Genomic DNA, 18857 nt, shown 5'->3' with positions numbered 1-18857 from the left:
CACCAGCGCAAATAGAGGGGCTTATCGCTGGTAGGGGCTTATTTTTTATTTTTCCAGGTCAGGCGATTAAGGGGCTTTCAAGTCCCCCCTTGCGCACCGTTAGTCATCTACAAAGGCGCAGGTGTGGGTGCCGGAGGCAGTGAGCTTCCCGTCCTCGGAAAAAATCTTTAAGAAATAAGTCGCGAGGGTGCGCCCGCTTTGCGCTAAAGTCGCCACGCAATAGACCCGCCCCCCGATAGCCGGACGATGGTGGGTGACAAAGATATTTGACCCCACCGCATGTTTGCCTTCCGGAGCCGCATAGTTGGCAGCCAAAGACCCGGTGGTTTCCCCCAACACTGCATTCGCTCCGCCATGGAGTACGCCCAGGGTCTGGCGGTTACCCTCTACCGGCATGGAGCAAACCATTAAATCCGCGCCTAAGTGGTGAAAACGGATCCCCATCGCCTCAATAAGCTGTGCCTTGGCCGAGGGGCACTTGTCGGAAACATCCGGCAGAGACAGCAAGAACCGCGAGGTTTGTTCCGGGTCGCTCAAATCCGGCAAAGCAATCGGGTCGTCAACTTCATCGCGGTAAACCAGTTTTTTTTGCATACCCCCATACTATTGCTGGCGGCAGAGGGTAAATGGCTAGATTGCTATTTCAGAGGCTCCAGGTCTTTAGTGTCTTAAGGCGGCTGCTGGAGGAATTTTAGCAGCACGTAAGGCAGGAACCAGGGATGAGAGTATTCCGATGATCATTCCTCCGGGAATCAATAGCACCGGTATTAGCGGGTACATTACTGGCGTCCACCCTTGTAGCTTGACTAACACTAACAGTGAAACTAAGCCGAGAAGTACTCCAAAAAAAGCGCCGATGCCCCCAAGAAACACTCCTTCGATAATAAACTGGCACGCAATGTGACGCGGACGTGCCCCAAGAGAACGACGCAACCCTATTTCTGTAGTGCGTTCAATAACCGAGGTTAGCGTAGTTGTCATAATTCCTATTGCGCCCACTACTAGGGAAAGGATAGAAACCCCGATTGCCATTGTGTTTAATGAAGTTGTTACTTTACCTCGGAGTTCTTCGGTACTTGGTGGCATTCTGACTGCGACTAGCTCCGAATGCCTGGCAGATACTGCATACGGAAGCGCAGCTGCCACTTTTTTAGTGGCACCTAACTCGGTTTCAACCACGCCAGCAAGTCCCTCTCCAGCTTGATATGACACATCACTGCCGTCTAGATTCTTAGAAATAATTACCGCTGAACTTGCACCCGCGGCCTGGCCGGTGGAGGACAAGACCCCAAACACTGGAATAGATTTGCCATCGCAAATAATTCTTGTGGTGCCGTCAGTTGTGGTCATATCCAAGTTGTTAGCAGCAGTCGGCCCTAACAAGGCGACCGGCCCTGGAATTCTCTCGATGCTTTTATCGAAAAATCTCCCGCTTTTTACTTTCATGCCACTGGCTTGTAAAAACCCGGGATCAGCCACGATTATAGGAGTGGTTTGAGTCTCGCCGGGGTGAGTGTGGCAATCGGCTTGGGGTGCGCTGCTGTAACGTCCTGCTGCTTTTACCCCCTGCATTTTCGTTACCCTGTCAGTGAAGTTTTTATCTAGTATTTGCTCAGCATCTTCACGGGCAGTAACGGTTATGGTAGTCGCCGTACGCTCATCGAAAGTTGCGTTTATGTCGGCACTGGCGGAGAGAGACCAACCTAAGGTGACAAGAAAAACTAGAATCCCCACGGTTATCCCAAACGCGGTCATGACGGAGCGCATTTTTCTGCCCCAGATGGCACCAAGAGATTGCTGTAGTAGCAGTCCCCAATTAACTCTTGTCATAATTGACCTGCTCCACGTTTCCGTCTACGACCAAGTAACCTTGGCTGAACTGGGCGCGCACTTCTGGCTCATGCGTGACCACTACCAGAGCGCATCCACTGCTCTGTTGTACCTGCAATAAGAGTTCAATAGTTTTTTGAGAATTATCTTGATCGAGATTCCCCGTGGGTTCATCAGCTAACAGTAGACTGGGTGACCTAGTTAAGGTTCGAGCAATGGCTACCCGTTGTTTTTCACCCCCAGATAAGGTGCTAATACGAGCGGTTGCTCGATGTTCTAGCCCCACTGCCGATAAACAAAAGAGTGTTTTTTCTTTTCGTATGTCCCTTCCGAGATTACTGTAGGTAAAACCCAACTCGATATTTTGTATTACATTCAGGTAAGGAATTAAACCGAAATCCTGAAAAATAAAACCAATATGATCAGCCCGTAATTGATCAATTTGTGCTGGTTTTAGTTTGCTGCAATCCTTCCCTTGTATCTTTAACGTGCCTTCGTAGTTGGGGTCTAATAACCCCAGGATGTTTAGGAGAGTTGATTTTCCCGCCCCAGAAGGACCGGTAATTACTACTGATTCCCCTTTTTTTATTTTTAGATTCACATTTTTTAAGGCATAAACAGTAGAATTCCCTGTCCCGAAGGTACGGTTTAAGTTATGCATTTCTAGGATAGGGGGCTCATTAGTCGGAGGGGCTATATCAAAGGTATTATCCTGAGCGTTAGAGTCCACTTATTTATCTCCCAGCAAGACAATTTCTCCAGTTTTTACTGCTCCTTTAATGGCTACGGCTCCATCGCCACTTTCGATAATTTCAACATAAGTTTTCTGGGTAGAGTCTCCGGTCTTCTTTTGCACATAAGTCCCTTTGTTATCCTCTCGGATTGCTGCCTCGGGCACAGTGAACGGATAAGTAGTGTTAGAACCGATGGTTACGCTCCATTGACAAGTAGTTAGGGCGTTATTTGGGGGATTATTTAAGGGGATCCGCAAAGTGTATGTTGGTTCTGAGCTTTGTTCTTCATCACTATCATTGGAGTCGGGAGAGTTGGGGATTGCGGGTAATGTGGTCTCGTTATTCCATTGACCAGACTCCAGCTTTATTGGTAAGCCTTCACGCAGCTTCAGTATCTGTTTTGCGTCTAATTTCAGGATTGCTAAGGGGGCGCCTACCCCGATTTTCACACTAGATTTCTCACCCAGATAGCTACCCAAATCAGGCAGCGCGGTAATAGTGGAATTGGCAGGTATATAGGCGACTTCACTGCGGGGGATAACTAATGAATCATCTGAGCCAGTTTCGTTGTCAGTGCTTTTGGCATCTGATTCCGGCTGGGATTTATTATCAGAGGTATCCTGACTGCTATTTCGCTTATTCGGGTTCTGAGCCGGAGCATAACCGTTGTTTCGATAGAGCCTCGCGACGAGCTGGGCAGTGTATTTACCTAGATGTCCATCTGCTGCAACCGAATAGCCACAGCTCTTCAAAGCTTTTTGCAGCTGGGTGACATCCTTGCCGCTGTCGCCGATATGGAGGTCGCGGTAGGCAGGTATTAATCCGTTTAACGCTAAAAGGGGACGCCCTGATATTTCTAGCAAAGCATGACAGTAGGGAACAGGTTTTCCAGCGCTGACTGGCAACGCCGAGATCACCCCTACTTCGTCCTCGCTGCTAACTGAAAGAGGAATTTCTCTTTCGCTAGAGGACGAAATGTTAGCTGTTCCTGTTAGCGTGCGAGATAGTTTTCCAGCTTCTACTTTCGCGGTAGCGACCGGGTGAGCACTAGAGATAGGACGCGCCTTGGAGGGGGATAAGAAACTCAGCGTCAGAAGTAAAACAAAACCCAGACATATAGCTGCTCCAGTAGCAGTAAAAATGACTGTTTTCCATGCAACTCGGCGTTTACCGCGGCTCAAGAATTTCAAGTTATAGCATCCTATGTGGTGGGACGAAAATATTAGTTTTCTCCGGAAATATTTTTACTCTTTTTTAGGCTATCTTGGCGTAGTTCTTGCCACTCCGTGATTAGCCCTGGTTTCTTCGCTAATATCTTATGTACCGCTAGTGCCTCCGCTTTGGAAACTTTTTCAAGATACCTGGTGCTTGTCATACAGCGAGAAGCGGCCTGAGCTGCCTTTATTTCTTCTATACCGGGATTTGGTGCCGGCCAGGACATGTCGGGAGCCTCATCCCCCTTCGGGCTAGACAGGGAAGAGGGGGATAAAAACTGAGTGTATCCCTCGTTTTTCATGCATTTATTCCAAGCTGCTGCAGCTTTGTATTTCGTTGTGGAGATTGCGTCTGCGGCTTGTACAGAAATGTTGGTAGCTTCCTGCTCAAGTTCGACCATGCGTTTATATTTTGGAAGTACCGCCTTCATTGCTTCGTTCACGCATCCTGAAGGGTTTTTACTGTTTTCGTCTCCGTAGAGCGCCCGATCTTCGGGAGACGAAATTTTATCGTCTGGAGCTTTAGCATCCTGGTCGTACCATCCTGGGGCGGCGACGCCGTATTTTACCGCGTCTTCTTCTGAGACGTATTCATAAACATTTTCAATTGCCTTTTCGTTCATTGAAATCAAATCCAATGATGGGGAATTGGCGTCTGTGGGCGTATAGGAAAATCCTTGCTTCTGCATACAAGATGTAACTGCCGCATAATATGCGTTACGCAACTGGTTAGTTTCTGCCTGTGGGGGATAGAGAATAGCGTTGGTCTCGCTTAGATAAATGTGGCTATTTACAGCAGATTTACTAGGAGTCCACTCGGCGCTATCATCAACCGGTTGTGAAGCGCACGCCGTCATAAAGCTAACCAGTGAAATTCCGCAGAGTATTTGTAAGAATTTCAGCCTCTTTTTGGTTCTCATACGAATCCTTCAATTCTAGATTAAATCTTAAAATCCCAGTGTGAGCGGCAGGCTTTCCAGTTTATGCGATCCCAATTGCGAAAACCTCTTTGAGAGGGGGTGTAGGAGGTAATTCTATATCCCCTGCCATTCCTTTCGCTCGTAAACTTGGTTCCCATTTTCCGATAGTTAAAATAGACTGAGTGGATCTGATGGGTGTGATTCGCAGATGAGGAATATTTGAACTTCGTACCGGTCCCGTTAATTCCGTTCCACATACAAACGTAGCCAGAAGAGCAAGAAGGAGCTGCCTGTGCAGCTGGGGCACAAACTATTCCCGATATCAACATGGCGGTGGCGGCTAGTGCTCCGGACAGTCTTTTGAAAGTGGACATAATAGGAATCTCCTAACTTGGTTGACGATGAATCAATACGCTAACTAGATAACTATAAAACTAAACTTTTTTGTTTTTCAATGGTTTTGAGGGCGAATTTTGGGCTAACTTTTCTTAAGTACCCTCAGAGGAATAAAGTTAAGTTCTGACCGTAAAACTCAAGTAGACCCTAGCCCGCAAAAGGGCAGAGTCTCCTAGCTGATAGGGACGAAATGTCTAATAACGATCAGAATCCCCAACCAATCTCTCCCCAACAATCCCCGAAGAAACCGCTTCTAGGTTTGTGGAAACTTCACGGTGATGGCCGCTCGATTGGCCCGGGTGAAGTGGTAATGCCTCGCGAGCGGCTCTCCTGGCCGCGCACCATCGGTATCGGAACCCAACACGTAGTCGCCATGTTCGGAGCAACCTTCCTGGTGCCCTTGCTGACTGGCTTTCCCCCCAACACCACCTTGTTCTTCACCGCGATCGGAACCTTGCTCTTTGCGCTGGTAACCGCCGGTAAACTGCCTTCCTATTTGGGGTCGTCCTTTGCTTTGATCGCCCCGATTACCGCGGTATCTGCCCAGTACGGACAGTCGGCGGCGCTCGGCGGAGTCATCAGCGTCGGGGTTACTTTGGCGCTGATCGGGGTAATCGTTCATTTTGCGGGCACCGTCTGGATTGACCGCATCATGCCGCCTACCGTAACCGGATGTATTGTGGCTCTGATCGGTTTTAACCTGGCCCCGGCGGCCTGGAACTGGTTTAAAGAGGGCGCGGTTACGGCAGTCATTACCGTCACCTCGATCGTGCTGATTACCGTCCTGTTCAAAGGCATCATTGGCCGCCTGTCCATCCTGATTGGCGTGGGCGTGGGCTACGTAGCAGCGGTAATCCAGCATGAAGTAGATTTCAAAGCCATCGGCGAGGCCGCCTGGATTGGGCTCCCCGAATTCCACAGCCCTTCGTTTGAACCTTCTACCTTGGGGCTATTTATCCCGGTAGTGCTGGTGTTGATTGCTGAAAACGTAGGTCACGTGAAATCGGTATCCGCCATGACCGGGGAAAACCTTGACCACCTGACCGGGCGCGCCCTCTTTGCTGACGGGGTTTCCACCGTATTTGCCGGTTGCGGCGGTGGTAGCGCTACCACTACCTATGCGGAAAATATTGGGGTAATGGCCGCTACCCGCGTCTACTCCACTGCCGCCTATATTGTGGCTGCTTTCGTGGCGCTGGCCCTCTCCATGTTCCCCAAGTTTGGGGCAGCCATCGCCACGATTCCTCCCGGGGTGCTCGGCGGGGCGGCTACTGTTCTTTACGGCATGATTGGGATGTTGGGCGTGCGCATCTGGGTGCAAAATAAAGTTGATTTCGCCGATCCGGTAAATCTCAATACCGCCGCGGTCGCCATGATTATCGCTATCGCCGACTACACCTGGCAGATCGGTTCCCTGACCTTCAACGGCATTGCCTTGGGTTCGGCCGCAGCTATCGTGGTGTACCACGTGATGCGGGGTATTTCGAAGGCGCGCGGTACCTTCCTCGAGCAGGCCTCTCCCGCTTCTGTCCCGGCAGGTACAGATCTAGAGTCCCGCTCCTATGAAAAACGAGTCGCGCACCTGTCAGAAACCCTAAATACAACAACAGGCGAGGAATCGGGCAAGCAGCAGGCTTAGATCCTAGGCGATTTGCACTAGTTTGCAGCCTTCCATCTTGTCAAGATCGTTATGCGCCTCTTCCTTAAATTCTTCGGGGCTAACCATATCGGTGTAGCGAGAACCAATAGTCACGGTCACATCCGAAGTAGGACGAGGATCTAGAATAACCTCTGCATCCTCAAAGGCGCGTGCCAAAGTGTAGGCCACGTTAACCCCGGTGGGGCCAGTAACGATCCGAATATTGCCTTCATAGGAACCGGAACTGATATTTCCAGTATCTTTAACCGGAACTCCGCGTTCTTTAAGCCCCTTGGCAACTTTGCCGGCTAGGCCAGAAACATCGGTGCCATTGACCACATGGATCTCCATTTTGTCTAAGGGAACCGCTTTTTCCGAGGTCGGGCAGGGAACGTCTCCCGCCTGGGCGTATTGGGGAGCCTGCTTAAAGTCGTTGAAGAAGGGGAAGGGTAAAATCCCGAACCCAATCAAGATGGATAGCACCAGCAGTCCGGCCATCACCGAACCGATAACGGTGAAAACCATAGTTTCGCGTTGTTGACGGCGCCGCACGTAGCGCTGATGGGGGGTAAGGTCTGCCAGCGGGTCTACGTTTTCAGGATTTGCTGCCAGATCTGATTGCTGCGGGTCCCCACCGCTGTTGGGGCTCACCTGGGTTTGATTCATGCTTGTTACTTTACCTCCCTTAGCGTTCAGGCACGGTTGGCGGGTACGTTTTAGACGCTAAAACTAGTAAAGTAAAGCCAAGAAAACCACTGAGCTAGAGGATCATATGGCGAAAAAACTGTCACTTTCCCGTCCGGCGGGGACAGTAGCGATTATCGCTAGTGTGATTCTCACCTTGATCTCGGTGGCATTGGCGGCCGGTTTCATGGTTTTGCTAGGTTACGCCCTGTCGCACGCATTTTCCGGGAAGAGCCTTTCGGGTATGTTGGGCGGGCTCATCTTTGTAGCTGTGATGCTGGGGGGATGTGAAGCAACCCGGGTTAGTATCGAGCAACACTCAATTTATAAAGAACAGCAGGCTCTCCAGTCTAGATTGCTGCGAAATTATTTCCGGCAGGGACCGGGGGTATTGGCTTCCCGGAGTGCCGGATCCCTAATCGATATGATGACCTCCGGTACGGAGAAAATTCAGCGCTACCGCCAGGCTTTCCTAGGTTCCATGATCGGGGCGATGGTGAGTCCGCTACTGGTGCTTTCGATCATGGCCTTGTTGGTCGACCCTTGGTGTGCCTTGGTGTTACTGGGGTTTGTGCCGCTAGTGCCGGCAATTATTTTTGGTTTTTCGAAACTAACCCGGAAAGTTTCGAGCAGCTCCCGGCGGCGGCGTAATCAGCTCGCGGCCTCCTACCTGGATGCGCTTTCAGGTTTAGAAACCTTGACGCTACTGGGAGCCGCTGACTCAAAAGGTCAGCAACTAGCCCAGATAGGGGAAGAAAACCGGCTTTCCACTATGCGATTGCTGGCCGCAAATCAACTAATCTTGCTGGTCATCGACCTGGGATTCAATCTTTTGCTCCTTACCACCGGGTTTGCGCTCACCCTGTGGAAGGTAATCAACGGTGCATGGGGCAGCGATATTACGGTGATCGCTCCGGTGGTTTCCATGTTGGGGTTAACTTTGCTGCTCCTAGAGCCGATGAACAAAATCGGATCCTTCTTCTACGTGGGAATGGCGGGAATGGCGAATCAACGTCTAGTACGCGCCTTTTTGACTGGCAAAGCCCCCTCCCAGGGTCAAGGCGGGGACGCCAGCTCCGATAAAACACCGGTAACGCCGCACCAGTCTGATTCTTTCCTCTCGCTACAGGATCTGACATTTGCTTATTCCGAGGGCGATCCCGTCCTCCAAAACCTGGATCTAGAAATAAAACCAGGAGAATGGGTGGCAATTTGCGGCCCTTCCGGAGCCGGAAAATCCACCCTGATTGAAGTGCTTAAAGGTAACCTTTTACCCAGACAAGGTACCTATTATCTACAGGGACGCGCCCTCGACGCTGATAGTAGCGCCTGGTTTGCTGACCAATCGGCGCTAGTCCAACAGCACACCTGGATTTTCACCGGAACCATCCGCTCCAATCTGATGATGGTAGCTCCCCGCGCCAGTGAAGACCGCCTTTGGGAGTGCCTGGAAACAGTGCGCCTGGCCGCAGAAGTTCGCGCTTTCGTGCAAGGACTAGATACCCCGGTAGGCGAGGACGGCTATGCCCTATCGGGAGGACAAGCCCAGCGCTTATCTTTAGCCCGGGCACTATTGTCCCAGCGCCAGTTACTACTGCTGGATGAGCCAACTTCACAGATAGATTTAGAGTCCGAGGCGGCGATTACCCAGGCACTCGCGGAAGTCGCGAAAGAAAAAACTATCGTGCTGCTCACCCATCGTGCCAGTGCTCTGGAGTTTGCTGACCGGGTGCTGTACCTCCAAGATGGCGTTTTAAAGGAGATAGTGCGGTGAAGAAACTACCGGAGCTGATAAAGTACCTGCGCCCTGCTAAAGAAGACGGTGAAACCCCGCGTCCACCGGAAAAAACCAGGGAGGACGCTAGTGCGCCGGAAGTGGGAACCCGCCAATTGATCAACTGGCTATTGCAGCTGGCTCGCCCCGTGCTTAAACCCCTATATTTATCGGCGGTGGCGCGCCTGCTAGATCAGGCTTTCGGTATCGCGCTGATTACTTTTGGGGTTTACCGTATCGGCGCGGCAGTCGTACAAATCACTGGCGGCACCGCCTTGAGTTCGGCTTACCTGTGGGTGAGCGTAGGGGTGATGGCGGTTTTAGCGTTACTGAAAGCAGTCTTCCGTTACCTAGAACAGTTCGCCGGACACTATGTGGCCTTTAAAGCGCTAGAGATTTTGCGGCAAGAAATGTTTAAGCGCCTGGTGCCGCAATCTCCGGCTTGTATGGTGGGGGCTAAAAGCGGGGATTTGCTGACGCGGATCACCGCCGATATTGATCGTATTGAAGTGTTTTTTGCGCACACCTTGGTTCCTGCCTTTAGCGCTCTGGTTATCCCCCTCGCGGTCTCGATGCTGGCCGGATTTTTGGTTTCTCCCCTTAGCGGCGTTTTATTATTCCTGGTTTACCTGGTGACTTTGTTGTGCTTAATGCTGCTAGGGGGCGGGGAAGGCAACCGGGCTGCGGATGCAGTGGGGAAAGCTCAGGGGCAAGTTGCCCAATCGGTGACCGACTCGGTAAACGGGATTAGCGAGGTAACCGGCTACGGTTTGCAGCGGGCGCGCATTACTCAACTTGAGCGCTATATGTCGATTGTGGGAGCCGGCGCGCGCCCTTTGACTTCGCTGCAGGCTTTGCGCCGGGCTTTGACCCAAAGCGGAATGTACCTCGCAGCGCTGGCGGTCATCTGGGTGGGAATGCCTTCGCCAGCCGATTTGACCGCGATTCCGGCCGCTCTGGCCGCCACCTTTGCGGTAATGCGTTCTTGGGAAGTATGCCGCGGGGTGGAAGATTTTTCTACCCACCTGGATAACACCTTCGCTGCCGCCCGCCGGGTTTGGCAGGTCGCGAACTCGGCTCCGCAGGTAGCTAGCGGCGGAAAGAACCCGCCCGCGCAGCCTTTCCCGATTATTTTCGAGGACGTGTCGTTTACCTATCCCCAAAGCGGAAAGCAAGCATCCTCCCGGCAAACCCTGCAGGATGTTTCCTTTACTATTCCCGCCGGTTCCTGGACTGCTATCTGTGGCGCTACTGGGAGCGGAAAATCCACCCTGGCGAGGTTGCTGCTGCGCTACTGGGATGTTGATAGCGGGCAGATCTTGCTGGGAGATTGCCCGTTGCCGCAGCTAGATCCGCAGGCTATTCGCCGCGCGATTCCTCTGGTTACCCAGCGGATTCATATTTTCTCGGCCTCGATTGCCGATAATTTGCGGCTCGGTAAACCCGATGCCAGTGAGGAACAGCTCTGGCAGGTATTGAAAATCGTAGAACTCGACCAGGTGGTTGCAGCTTTACCTGCAGGTTTAAATACTCGCGTAGGCAGATACGGCGGGGCACTGTCTGGGGGACAGCGGCAAAGGCTCTCTTTAGCGAGGGCGTTTCTTAACGATTCTCCGGTCTTAGTATTAGACGAGTTCACCGCGCATTTGGAGCCCGCGCTAGCAGCGCGGATCCGCCACCGGGTACGCGAGGAGCGTCCGCAGGCCACCATTATTGAAATCACCCATACCTTGCAGCAGGTTGAGGAAGCCGACCAGGTGTTGGTGCTTTCTGGGGGAAGGCTGGCGGAGCAAGGAGATCCGGAGCATTTGCTCGCGCAAGCCGGGGAACTGGCGAAGCTATTTGCCCACGAAAAGGAAGCAGCGTTTACCTTGTAGACCGGCTCTCCAAAAAGGGGACGAACGCGCTGCCAGAGAACCCACGCGGAACCTCAAAAATAGTATTTTTCTCCCGCTTGGCCCGATAGCAGCCCAAAATGGAAAAAAGCTGTGAAAATGCGCACGTCCTCGCCTGACATGTGGCATAATGAGCGCTTTCAAACTAGCATTAATACTTGCGTTTGCCGTAGCCCGATGTGGTCTGGTCTGTTGATTCGCCCTAAAAATGCGCAAGGCGATCGGAAGAACAACCAGCGCCTGGAAGGGGCCGGAAACCAGAAATTCGCGCGAAGTTACGTCGTCCGAAAGGAATCCTTTTGGCTGCTGAAACCGCATCCGCCAATAAGCCCTCTCGCCTGTCGTTTGCAAAACTGCAGGAAGTTATGGCTCCTCCGAATCTGCTTGACATTCAAAGGAAATCTTTTGAATGGCTCTTAGGCACCCCCCAGTGGCGCGAGAGTGCAGAAGAAAAAGCACAAGCGACCCATCGCACCGATCCGGTGTTGTCGGGGTTAGAGGAAGTTTTTGAAGAAATTTCCCCGATCCAAGACTTCGCTGGCTCCATGTCGCTGTCGTTTTCCGACCCCAAGTTTGAGCCCCCCAAGTATTCCATCGAAGAATGCAAAGCCAAGGATTACACCTATGCGGCTCCCATCTTCGTGACCGCGGAATACATGAATGAAAACACTGGCGAAATTAAATCGCAGACCGTGTTTATGGGGGATTTCCCGCTGATGACTCCGCGGGCAACCTTCATTATTAACGGTACCGAGCGGGTAGTGGTCTCTCAGCTGGTGCGCTCGCCCGGTGTCTACTTTGAAAAAGTAGCCGATAAAACCTCCGATAAGGATATTTACGGCTGCAAGTTCATTCCCTCCCGCGGGGCTTGGCTAGAACTAGAGATCGACAAACGGGAAAACGTAGGCATCCGTATTGACCGGCGCCGTAAACAGTCCGGCACCATTTTCCTGCGTGCCCTGGGGATGACGGCGGAAGAAATTCGCGAAGAGTTCAAAGACTATCCGATCATGCTTTCCACCTTGGAAAAAGATTCGGACAACATTCAGTCCACCGATGATGCCCGGGCAGATATTTACCGCAAAATCCGCCCCGGAGAGCCGGCTAGCGCAGAAGCCGGTCGTAACCTGATTGAAGGTTTCTACTTCAACCCCAAGCGCTATGACCTGGCCAAAGTTGGCCGCTACAAGGTCAACCGGAAACTGGGGCTTACCAGTGATATCCACGCCTCTACTTTGACGCTCGACGATATTATCGCTGGTTTCAAATACCTATTGGCGCTGCAAAAAGGCGACCAGACGGTGTCAGCCACCAACGAGGACGGCGAAATCATTGATGTGCGGGTAGAAACCGACGATATCGACCATTTCGGTAACCGCCGGATTCGCGCAGTTGGCGAACTAATCCAAGCCCAGATTCGTACCGGGCTTTCCCGGATGGAACGCGTGGTACGCGAACGCATGACCACTCAGGACGCGGAGGCTATCACTCCGCAGTCGCTGATTAATATCCGTCCGGTAGTGGCCGCGATCAAAGAGTTCTTTGGTACTTCGCAGCTGTCCCAGTTCATGGATCAAAACAACCCGCTTTCGGGGCTAACCCACAAGCGGCGCCTGTCCGCGCTAGGTCCGGGCGGTCTTTCTCGTGACCGGGCGGGCATGGAAGTTCGTGACGTGCACCCGTCCCACTATGGCCGGATGTGTCCGATCGAATCTCCGGAAGGCCCGAACATTGGTTTGATCGGCTCGCTGGCAACTTATGCTCGCTTAAACTCCTTCGGTTTCATTGAAACCCCCTATCGGGTAGTTAAAGACGGGAAAGTAACCGACGAAGTTCACTACCTGAGCGCGGATGAAGAGGCCGGCTACAATATCGCCCAGGCTTCGGCTCCGCTAAATGATGACGGTTCTTTTGCTGAAGAGCTGGTACTGTGCCGGATCGCTGGGGAAGACCCCCAGGAAATGCACCGCGACGAAGTAGACTTCATGGACGTTTCAGCGCGGCAAATGACTTCAGTCGCCGCCGCCCTGATTCCGTTCCTGGAACACGATGACGCCAACCGCGCCCTCATGGGGGCTAACATGCAGCGCCAAGCAGTTCCGTTGCTGACCACCGAGGCTCCGCTAGTGGGTACCGGTATGGAACGGCGCACCGCTATGGACGCGGGCGAAGCCATCGTTAGTGACCATGCCGGGGTAGTCGTAGAAGCCGATGCGGCGCATGTACAGCTCATGTGCGATGACGGCTCCTACTTCACCTATAACCTAGACAAGTTCCACCGCTCCAACCCCGGTAACTGCTATAACCAGCATGTTCGGGTGGCTGCCGGTGACCGGGTAGAGGTCGGCGATCTCATCGCTGACGGCCCGGCAACTGATCATGGCGAACTGGCCTTGGGTAAGAACCTGCTGGTTGCCTACATGTCTTGGGAAGGCCTCAACTACGAGGACGCGATTATTCTTTCCCGCCGGGTAGTCCAAGACGACGTGCTCACTTCGATCCATATCGAAGAACACGAAATCGATGCCCGCGAAACCAAGCTGGGGCTAGAAGAAATCACTCGCGATATTCCTAATATTTCCGAGGACGCCCTATCTGACCTGGACGAGCGCGGTATCATCCGCATCGGTGCCGAGGTACAGGCTGGCGATATTTTGGTCGGGAAAGTAACCCCGAAGGGTGAAACCGAGCTGACCAGTGAAGAGCGCCTACTGCGCGCCATCTTCGGTGAGAAAGCCCGCGAGGTGCGGGATACTTCACTGCGCGTGCCGCACGGCGAAACCGGGATTGTAATCGGGGTTCGCGAGTTTAACGATGAAGACGACGAACTACCTCCCGGGGTAAAACACATGGTGCGCGTCTATGTCGCGCAGCGCCGTAAGATCACCATTGGCGATAAAATGGCTGGTCGTCACGGTAATAAAGGTGTGGTTTCCAAGATTCTGCCGATCGAAGATATGCCTTTCTTAGAGGACGGCACTCCGGTTGACATTATTTTGAACCCCATGGGTGTGCCTGGTCGTATGAACATCGGTCAGGTTCTGGAGTTCCACTTGGGCTGGATTGCTCACCAGGGTTGGGATACTTCCCTGCTGGCAGAAGAAGGCGCCAAGTGGATTGAGAAACTCCCCAAGGAAGGGCTGTCGGCTCCTGCCGGTCAAAAGGTGGCCACCCCGGTATTCGACGGTGTGGAAGAGGACGTGCTGACCGGTCTGCTCAGTTGCACCCGCCCGAACGCGGATGGGGATCGCCTCATCAACGAAGACGGTAAAGCGCAACTATTTGATGGACGCAGCGGTGAACCGTTCCCCTACCCGATTTCGGTGGGCTACAAGTACATGCTGAAGCTGCACCACCTGGTAGACGACAAGATTCACGCTCGTTCCACCGGGCCTTACTCGATGATTACGCAGCAGCCTTTGGGCGGTAAAGCCCAGTTCGGCGGCCAGCGTTTCGGCGAGATGGAAGTTTGGGCGATGGAGGCCTACGGCGCCGCCTATTCGCTACAGGAACTGCTCACCGTGAAATCGGATGATATTACCGGCCGCGTGAAGGTCTATGAGGCGATTGTTAAGGGCGAGGATATTCCGCAGCCTGGCATTCCGGAATCGTTCCGCGTCCTCATACAAGAAATGCGCTCCCTCTGCCTGAATGTGGAGGCCTTAGACGCCGAAGATAATGTGGTGTCCCTGGCTGAAGACGATGACGGTGCTGAGCGTGCCAGCGAAGAGTTGGGGATCAATATTGGCTCGCGGCCAAACCCCAATGTTTCTTTGGAAGAAATCTAGGCAGCAGGGAAGAGAAGGTAAGAGTCGATTATGGATGCAAATAAATTCGATCAACTACATATCGGCATGGCGACCGCCGAGGGCGTGGCTGAATGGTCATTCGGGGAAGTCAAGAAGCCGGAAACTATTAACTACCGCACCCTGAAGCCCGAAAAGGATGGCCTGTTCTGTGAACGCATTTTCGGTCCTACCCGGGATTGGGAATGTGCCTGCGGTAAATACAAGCGGGTGCGCTATAAGGGCATCGTTTGTGAACGCTGTGGGGTAGAGGTTACTCGCTCTAAGGTGCGCCGCGAACGCATGGGTCATATTGAGTTGGCTGCCCCGGTTACCCACATTTGGTATTTCAAGGGCGTGCCCTCCCGTTTGGGGTACCTGCTGGATCTAGCGCCGAAAGACCTGGAGAAGGTCATTTATTTCGCCGCCTATATGATTACTGAGGTCGACGAGGACGCGCGTCACCAGGATCTACCGAATCTAGAAAACGAGCTCAGCCTGGAAAAACAGCGTTTGACTGAACGCTTTGAGGCACAGATTATGGCTCGCCAGGAAAAACTGGAGAAGGATTTGGCGGCCTTAGAAGCTAAAGATGCTAAGAACTCTGAAAAGGAAAAGATCCGTAAAGCCGCCGATAAAGAGGTCACTCAGATGCGGCGCAAACTGGATCGCGAGCTGACCCGCCGGGACGAGGTCTTCACCCGCTTCAAAGAACTGCAGGTAGGTGACCTAGAGGGCGACGAGCGGCTTTACCGCGACTTGGAGATGCGCTATGGCATTTACTTCAAGGGCGATAAGGGCGCGCAAGCAGTCCAAAAGCGCTTGCAGGACTTTGACTTAGAGGCCGAGGCTGAAAAGCTGAAAGAGGAAGTGGAGACCGGAACCGGTCAGCGCAAGACTCGCGCCCTGAAACGACTGAAAGTGGTTTCTGCTTTCTTACAGACCGGGAATAAACCGGATTCGATGGTGCTAGATCGCATCCCGGTGATTCCTCCGGATCTGCGCCCGATGGTGCAGCTAGACGGGGGCCGGTTTGCGACCTCTGACCTGAACGATCTGTACCGCCGGGTTATTAACCGCAATAACCGCCTAAAGCGTCTGCTGGATTTGGGTGCTCCCCAGATCATCGTGAATAACGAAAAGCGGATGCTGCAGGAATCGGTGGATGCCCTGTTCGATAATGGTCGCCGCGGACGTCCGGTGACTGGCCCGGGTAACCGCGCGCTGAAGTCCCTGTCCGATATGCTCAAGGGCAAGCAGGGACGTTTCCGTCAGAACCTACTGGGTAAGCGGGTTGACTACTCGGGTCGCTCGGTGATCGTGGTAGGCCCGCAGCTCAGGCTGCACCAGTGCGGTCTGCCTAAGCAGATGGCTTTGGAGCTGTTCAAGCCGTTCGTAATGAAACGGCTGGTAGAGCGGCAGGAAGCCCAGAACGTTAAGGCCGCGAAGCGAATGGTGGAACGCCAGCGTCCGCAGGTGTGGGACGTACTCGATGAGGTAATCACCGAACATCCGGTGTTGCTAAACCGTGCACCTACTTTGCACCGTCTCGGTATTCAGGCTTTCGAACCGATCCTGATTGAGGGTAAAGCTATCCAGTTGCACCCGCTAGCTTGTGGCGCGTTCAACGCGGACTTCGATGGTGACCAGATGGCTGTTCACCTGCCGCTGGGCGCAGAAGCGCAAGCGGAGGCACGGATTTTGATGCTGTCTTCGAATAACATTTTGAAGCCGGCTGATGGCCGCCCGGTTACTATGCCTTCGCAGGACATGGTGATTGGTATTTACCACTTGACTTCGGATCCCGATCCGTCGCTACCGGTTCCGACCGACGAGGACGGAAACCCGGTTACCCCCAAGTTCTCTTCGCTGGGTGAAGCCATTATGGCTTATGGCCAGAATCGCCTGGATATTAACGCCAAGGCGCTGATCCGTTTTGAGCCGGGCACAGTCCCGCCCAAGGATTGGCAGGCTCCGGAAGGCTTCGAAGAGGGCGATCCGGTAGAGTTTGAAACCTCCATTGGGCGTTGCTTCTTTAACGAGGCACTGCCGGTTTCTTACCCGTTCGTAAACGAGCTGGTTGATAAGAAGGGACTGTCCCGGATTGTCAACACTTTGGCTGAGCGTTACGACAAAGGTAATGTGGCAGCTTCTTTGGATGCTTTGAAAGAGACCGGTTTCCACTGGGCAACCTGGTCGGGTACTACTATCGGTTTCGCTGACGTGGTAGAACCACCAGTTAAGGCGAAGATTCTAGCCGAGTATGACGAAAAGGCTACCCAGGTTCAAGAGGACGCCGATCTCGGTTTGATTACCGCCCAGGATCGCTACAACGAACTGGTGGATTTGTGGACCGAATGTACGGCTAAAGTTGCCGAGGCAATGCGGGAGAACTTCCCGGCTCGTAACCAGGTCAACCGGATGGTTTCTTCTGGTGCTCGTGGTAACTGGGATCAGATCCGGCAGATTTCGGGTATGCGTGGCCTGGTGGCTGACCCGAAGCAGAAGCTGATTGAGCAGCCGATTAAATCGAACTACCGTTCCGGTCTGTCGGTGCTCGAATACTTCATTGCTACTCACGGTGCTCGTAAAGGTTTGGCCGATACCGCGTTGCGTACGGCGGACTCGGGTTATTTGACCCGTCGTCTGGTGGACGTTTCGCAGGACGTTATTGTGCGCGAACAAGACTGTGGTACTCGCCGCGGCCTGGTACTGCCCATTGGTAACGTCGGTGAAAACGGCCAGGTTTACAAGATGGATATCGTAGAGACCACCGCCTATGGACGTACCTTGTCTAAGGACGTTACCGATAAGGACGGCAACTTGGTGTTTGCTAAAGGTACCGATGTGGGTGACGCCGAGATTGACGTTTTGATCGAGGCGGGAGTCACCGAGATTCCGGTGCGTTCCGTTTTGACCTGCGAGTCCGAAGCCGGCACTTGTGCGTCTTGTTACGGACGTTCACTGGCTACCGGTAAACGGGTTGATATTGGCGAGGCTGTGGGGATTATCGCTGCCCAGTCGATTGGGGAGCCCGGTACCCAGCTGACGATGCGTACCTTCCACACCGGTGGTGCCGCGGGTGCCGCGGATATTACTCAGGGTTTGCCGCGTGTACAGGAGCTATTCGAGGCTCGTACCCCCAAGGGTGAAGCTTTGATTACCGAAGCTGCCGGGCGCGTCAAGGTAGTTGACGAACCGGGTGAACCGCGCCATTTGGTAGTGGTGCGTGATGATGGTCAAGATGATCTGATTATTGACGCTCCGCGCCGGATGAAGCTGATTATTTCTGATGGTGACCATGTAGAGGTAGGCGAGCAGCTGACTGAGGGTCGCTTGGATCCGAAGAAGGTGCTGCGGATTTTGGGCGTTAATTCCACCCAAAAACAGCTGGTCAACGAGGTGCAAGAGGTTTACCGTTCGCAGGGCGTAGATATTCACTCCAAGCATATTGAAGTGATTGTGCGCCAGATGTTGCGGCGGGTGACCGTGCTGAAGTCGGGCGACACTGACCTGTTGCCGGGTACTTTGGTGGATTCGATTCGCTTCCGCTCGATTAACCGCAAGGTAGTTTCCGAGGGCGGAGAGCCAGCTGCGGCTCGTCCGGAACTGATGGGGATTACCAAGGCTTCGCTGGCTACCGATTCTTGGTTGTCGGCAGCTTCCTTCCAGGAGACTACGAAGGTGCTAACTGATGCCGCGATGGCGGCGAAGAAGGATCCGCTGGTAGGCCTGAAGGAGAACGTGATTATCGGTAAGCTGATTCCGGCTGGTACCGGTCTGTCGATGTTCCGTGATGCCAGTGTGGAGCCTACTGAGGAAGCGATGGCCAAGATGGGTTGGTCTGCTGATGACTTTAAGATTCCCGATATTGATGACGACTTTTTGGCGGGCATTAATTTCGAAGACTCTTTTGGTCTGAATCTCTAATCTAAATAGTTGAGTTCCTTCCGGGGGCTTGCCTGGCTAAACTAGCCAGGCAAGCC

General features: G+C 53.1%; 12 protein-coding genes. 5 read left to right on the top strand and 7 right to left on the bottom strand.

Annotation, left to right across the window (positions count from 1 at the left end):
* Positions 1–99 precede the first annotated feature (99 nt).
* The 6 genes from L0M99_RS04485 to L0M99_RS09990 form a co-directional block, all read right to left on the bottom strand.
* Complete coding sequence (locus L0M99_RS04485; protein WP_238127909.1) at positions 100–594, bottom strand: PaaI family thioesterase; 495 nt, start codon at positions 592–594, stop codon at positions 100–102.
* Between the two features lie 66 nt (positions 595–660).
* Positions 661–1830: an ABC transporter permease gene (locus L0M99_RS04480; protein WP_238127908.1), complete on the bottom strand. Its 1170-nt coding sequence runs from the start codon at positions 1828–1830 to the stop codon at positions 661–663.
* Entirely contained in the window at positions 1817–2560 is a 744-nt protein-coding gene (locus L0M99_RS04475) for an ABC transporter ATP-binding protein (protein ID WP_238127907.1), read from the bottom strand. The genes L0M99_RS04480 and L0M99_RS04475 overlap by 14 nt, the downstream gene beginning before the upstream one ends.
* Positions 2561–3754, bottom strand: coding sequence for an efflux RND transporter periplasmic adaptor subunit (locus L0M99_RS04470; RefSeq protein ID WP_238127906.1), 1194 nt, complete (start codon positions 3752–3754; stop codon positions 2561–2563).
* 32 nt (positions 3755–3786) lie between these two features.
* Entirely contained in the window at positions 3787–4698 is a 912-nt protein-coding gene (locus L0M99_RS04465; protein ID WP_238127904.1) for a hypothetical protein, read from the bottom strand.
* A gap of 20 nt (positions 4699–4718) precedes the next feature.
* Complete coding sequence (locus L0M99_RS09990; RefSeq protein WP_425304306.1) at positions 4719–5027, bottom strand: peptidase inhibitor family I36 protein; 309 nt, start codon at positions 5025–5027, stop codon at positions 4719–4721.
* A 257-nt stretch (positions 5028–5284) separates the two neighbouring features.
* Between L0M99_RS09990 and L0M99_RS04460 the strand changes: the two genes are divergently transcribed.
* Entirely contained in the window at positions 5285–6733 is a 1449-nt protein-coding gene (locus tag L0M99_RS04460) for a uracil-xanthine permease family protein (RefSeq protein ID WP_024059838.1), read from the top strand.
* Positions 6734–6736: 3 nt separating this feature from the next.
* Here the strand turns inward: L0M99_RS04460 and L0M99_RS04455 are convergent, their stop codons facing one another.
* Positions 6737–7399, bottom strand: a complete 663-nt coding sequence (locus L0M99_RS04455; RefSeq protein WP_238127903.1) for a LytR C-terminal domain-containing protein — start codon at positions 7397–7399, stop codon at positions 6737–6739.
* 106 nt (positions 7400–7505) lie between these two features.
* Between L0M99_RS04455 and L0M99_RS04450 the strand changes: the two genes are divergently transcribed.
* From L0M99_RS04450 to L0M99_RS04435, 4 genes are all read left to right on the top strand, one after another.
* A complete protein-coding gene (locus L0M99_RS04450; RefSeq protein ID WP_238127902.1) occupies positions 7506–9191 on the top strand; it encodes an ABC transporter ATP-binding protein/permease in 1686 nt (561 codons plus the stop codon).
* Positions 9188–11068: a thiol reductant ABC exporter subunit CydC gene (gene cydC / locus L0M99_RS04445; RefSeq protein WP_238127901.1), complete on the top strand. Its 1881-nt coding sequence runs from the start codon at positions 9188–9190 to the stop codon at positions 11066–11068. Before L0M99_RS04450 ends, cydC begins: the two co-directional genes overlap by 4 nt.
* Before the next feature lie 317 nt (positions 11069–11385).
* Positions 11386–14874, top strand: a complete 3489-nt coding sequence (locus L0M99_RS04440; protein ID WP_238127900.1) for a DNA-directed RNA polymerase subunit beta — start codon at positions 11386–11388, stop codon at positions 14872–14874.
* A gap of 27 nt (positions 14875–14901) precedes the next feature.
* Positions 14902–18801 (top strand): DNA-directed RNA polymerase subunit beta', encoded by a 3900-nt coding sequence (locus L0M99_RS04435; protein WP_337954204.1) that lies wholly within the window; start codon positions 14902–14904, stop codon positions 18799–18801.
* The last annotated feature ends 56 nt before the right edge of the window (positions 18802–18857 follow it).

It is taken from the genome of Varibaculum cambriense (assembly GCF_022133705.1).
GTDB lineage: Bacteria > Actinomycetota > Actinomycetes > Actinomycetales > Actinomycetaceae > Varibaculum > Varibaculum cambriense_A.
The sequence above is the reverse complement of the archived record's forward strand: the minus strand, read 5'-3'. Positions and strand labels throughout refer to the sequence as shown.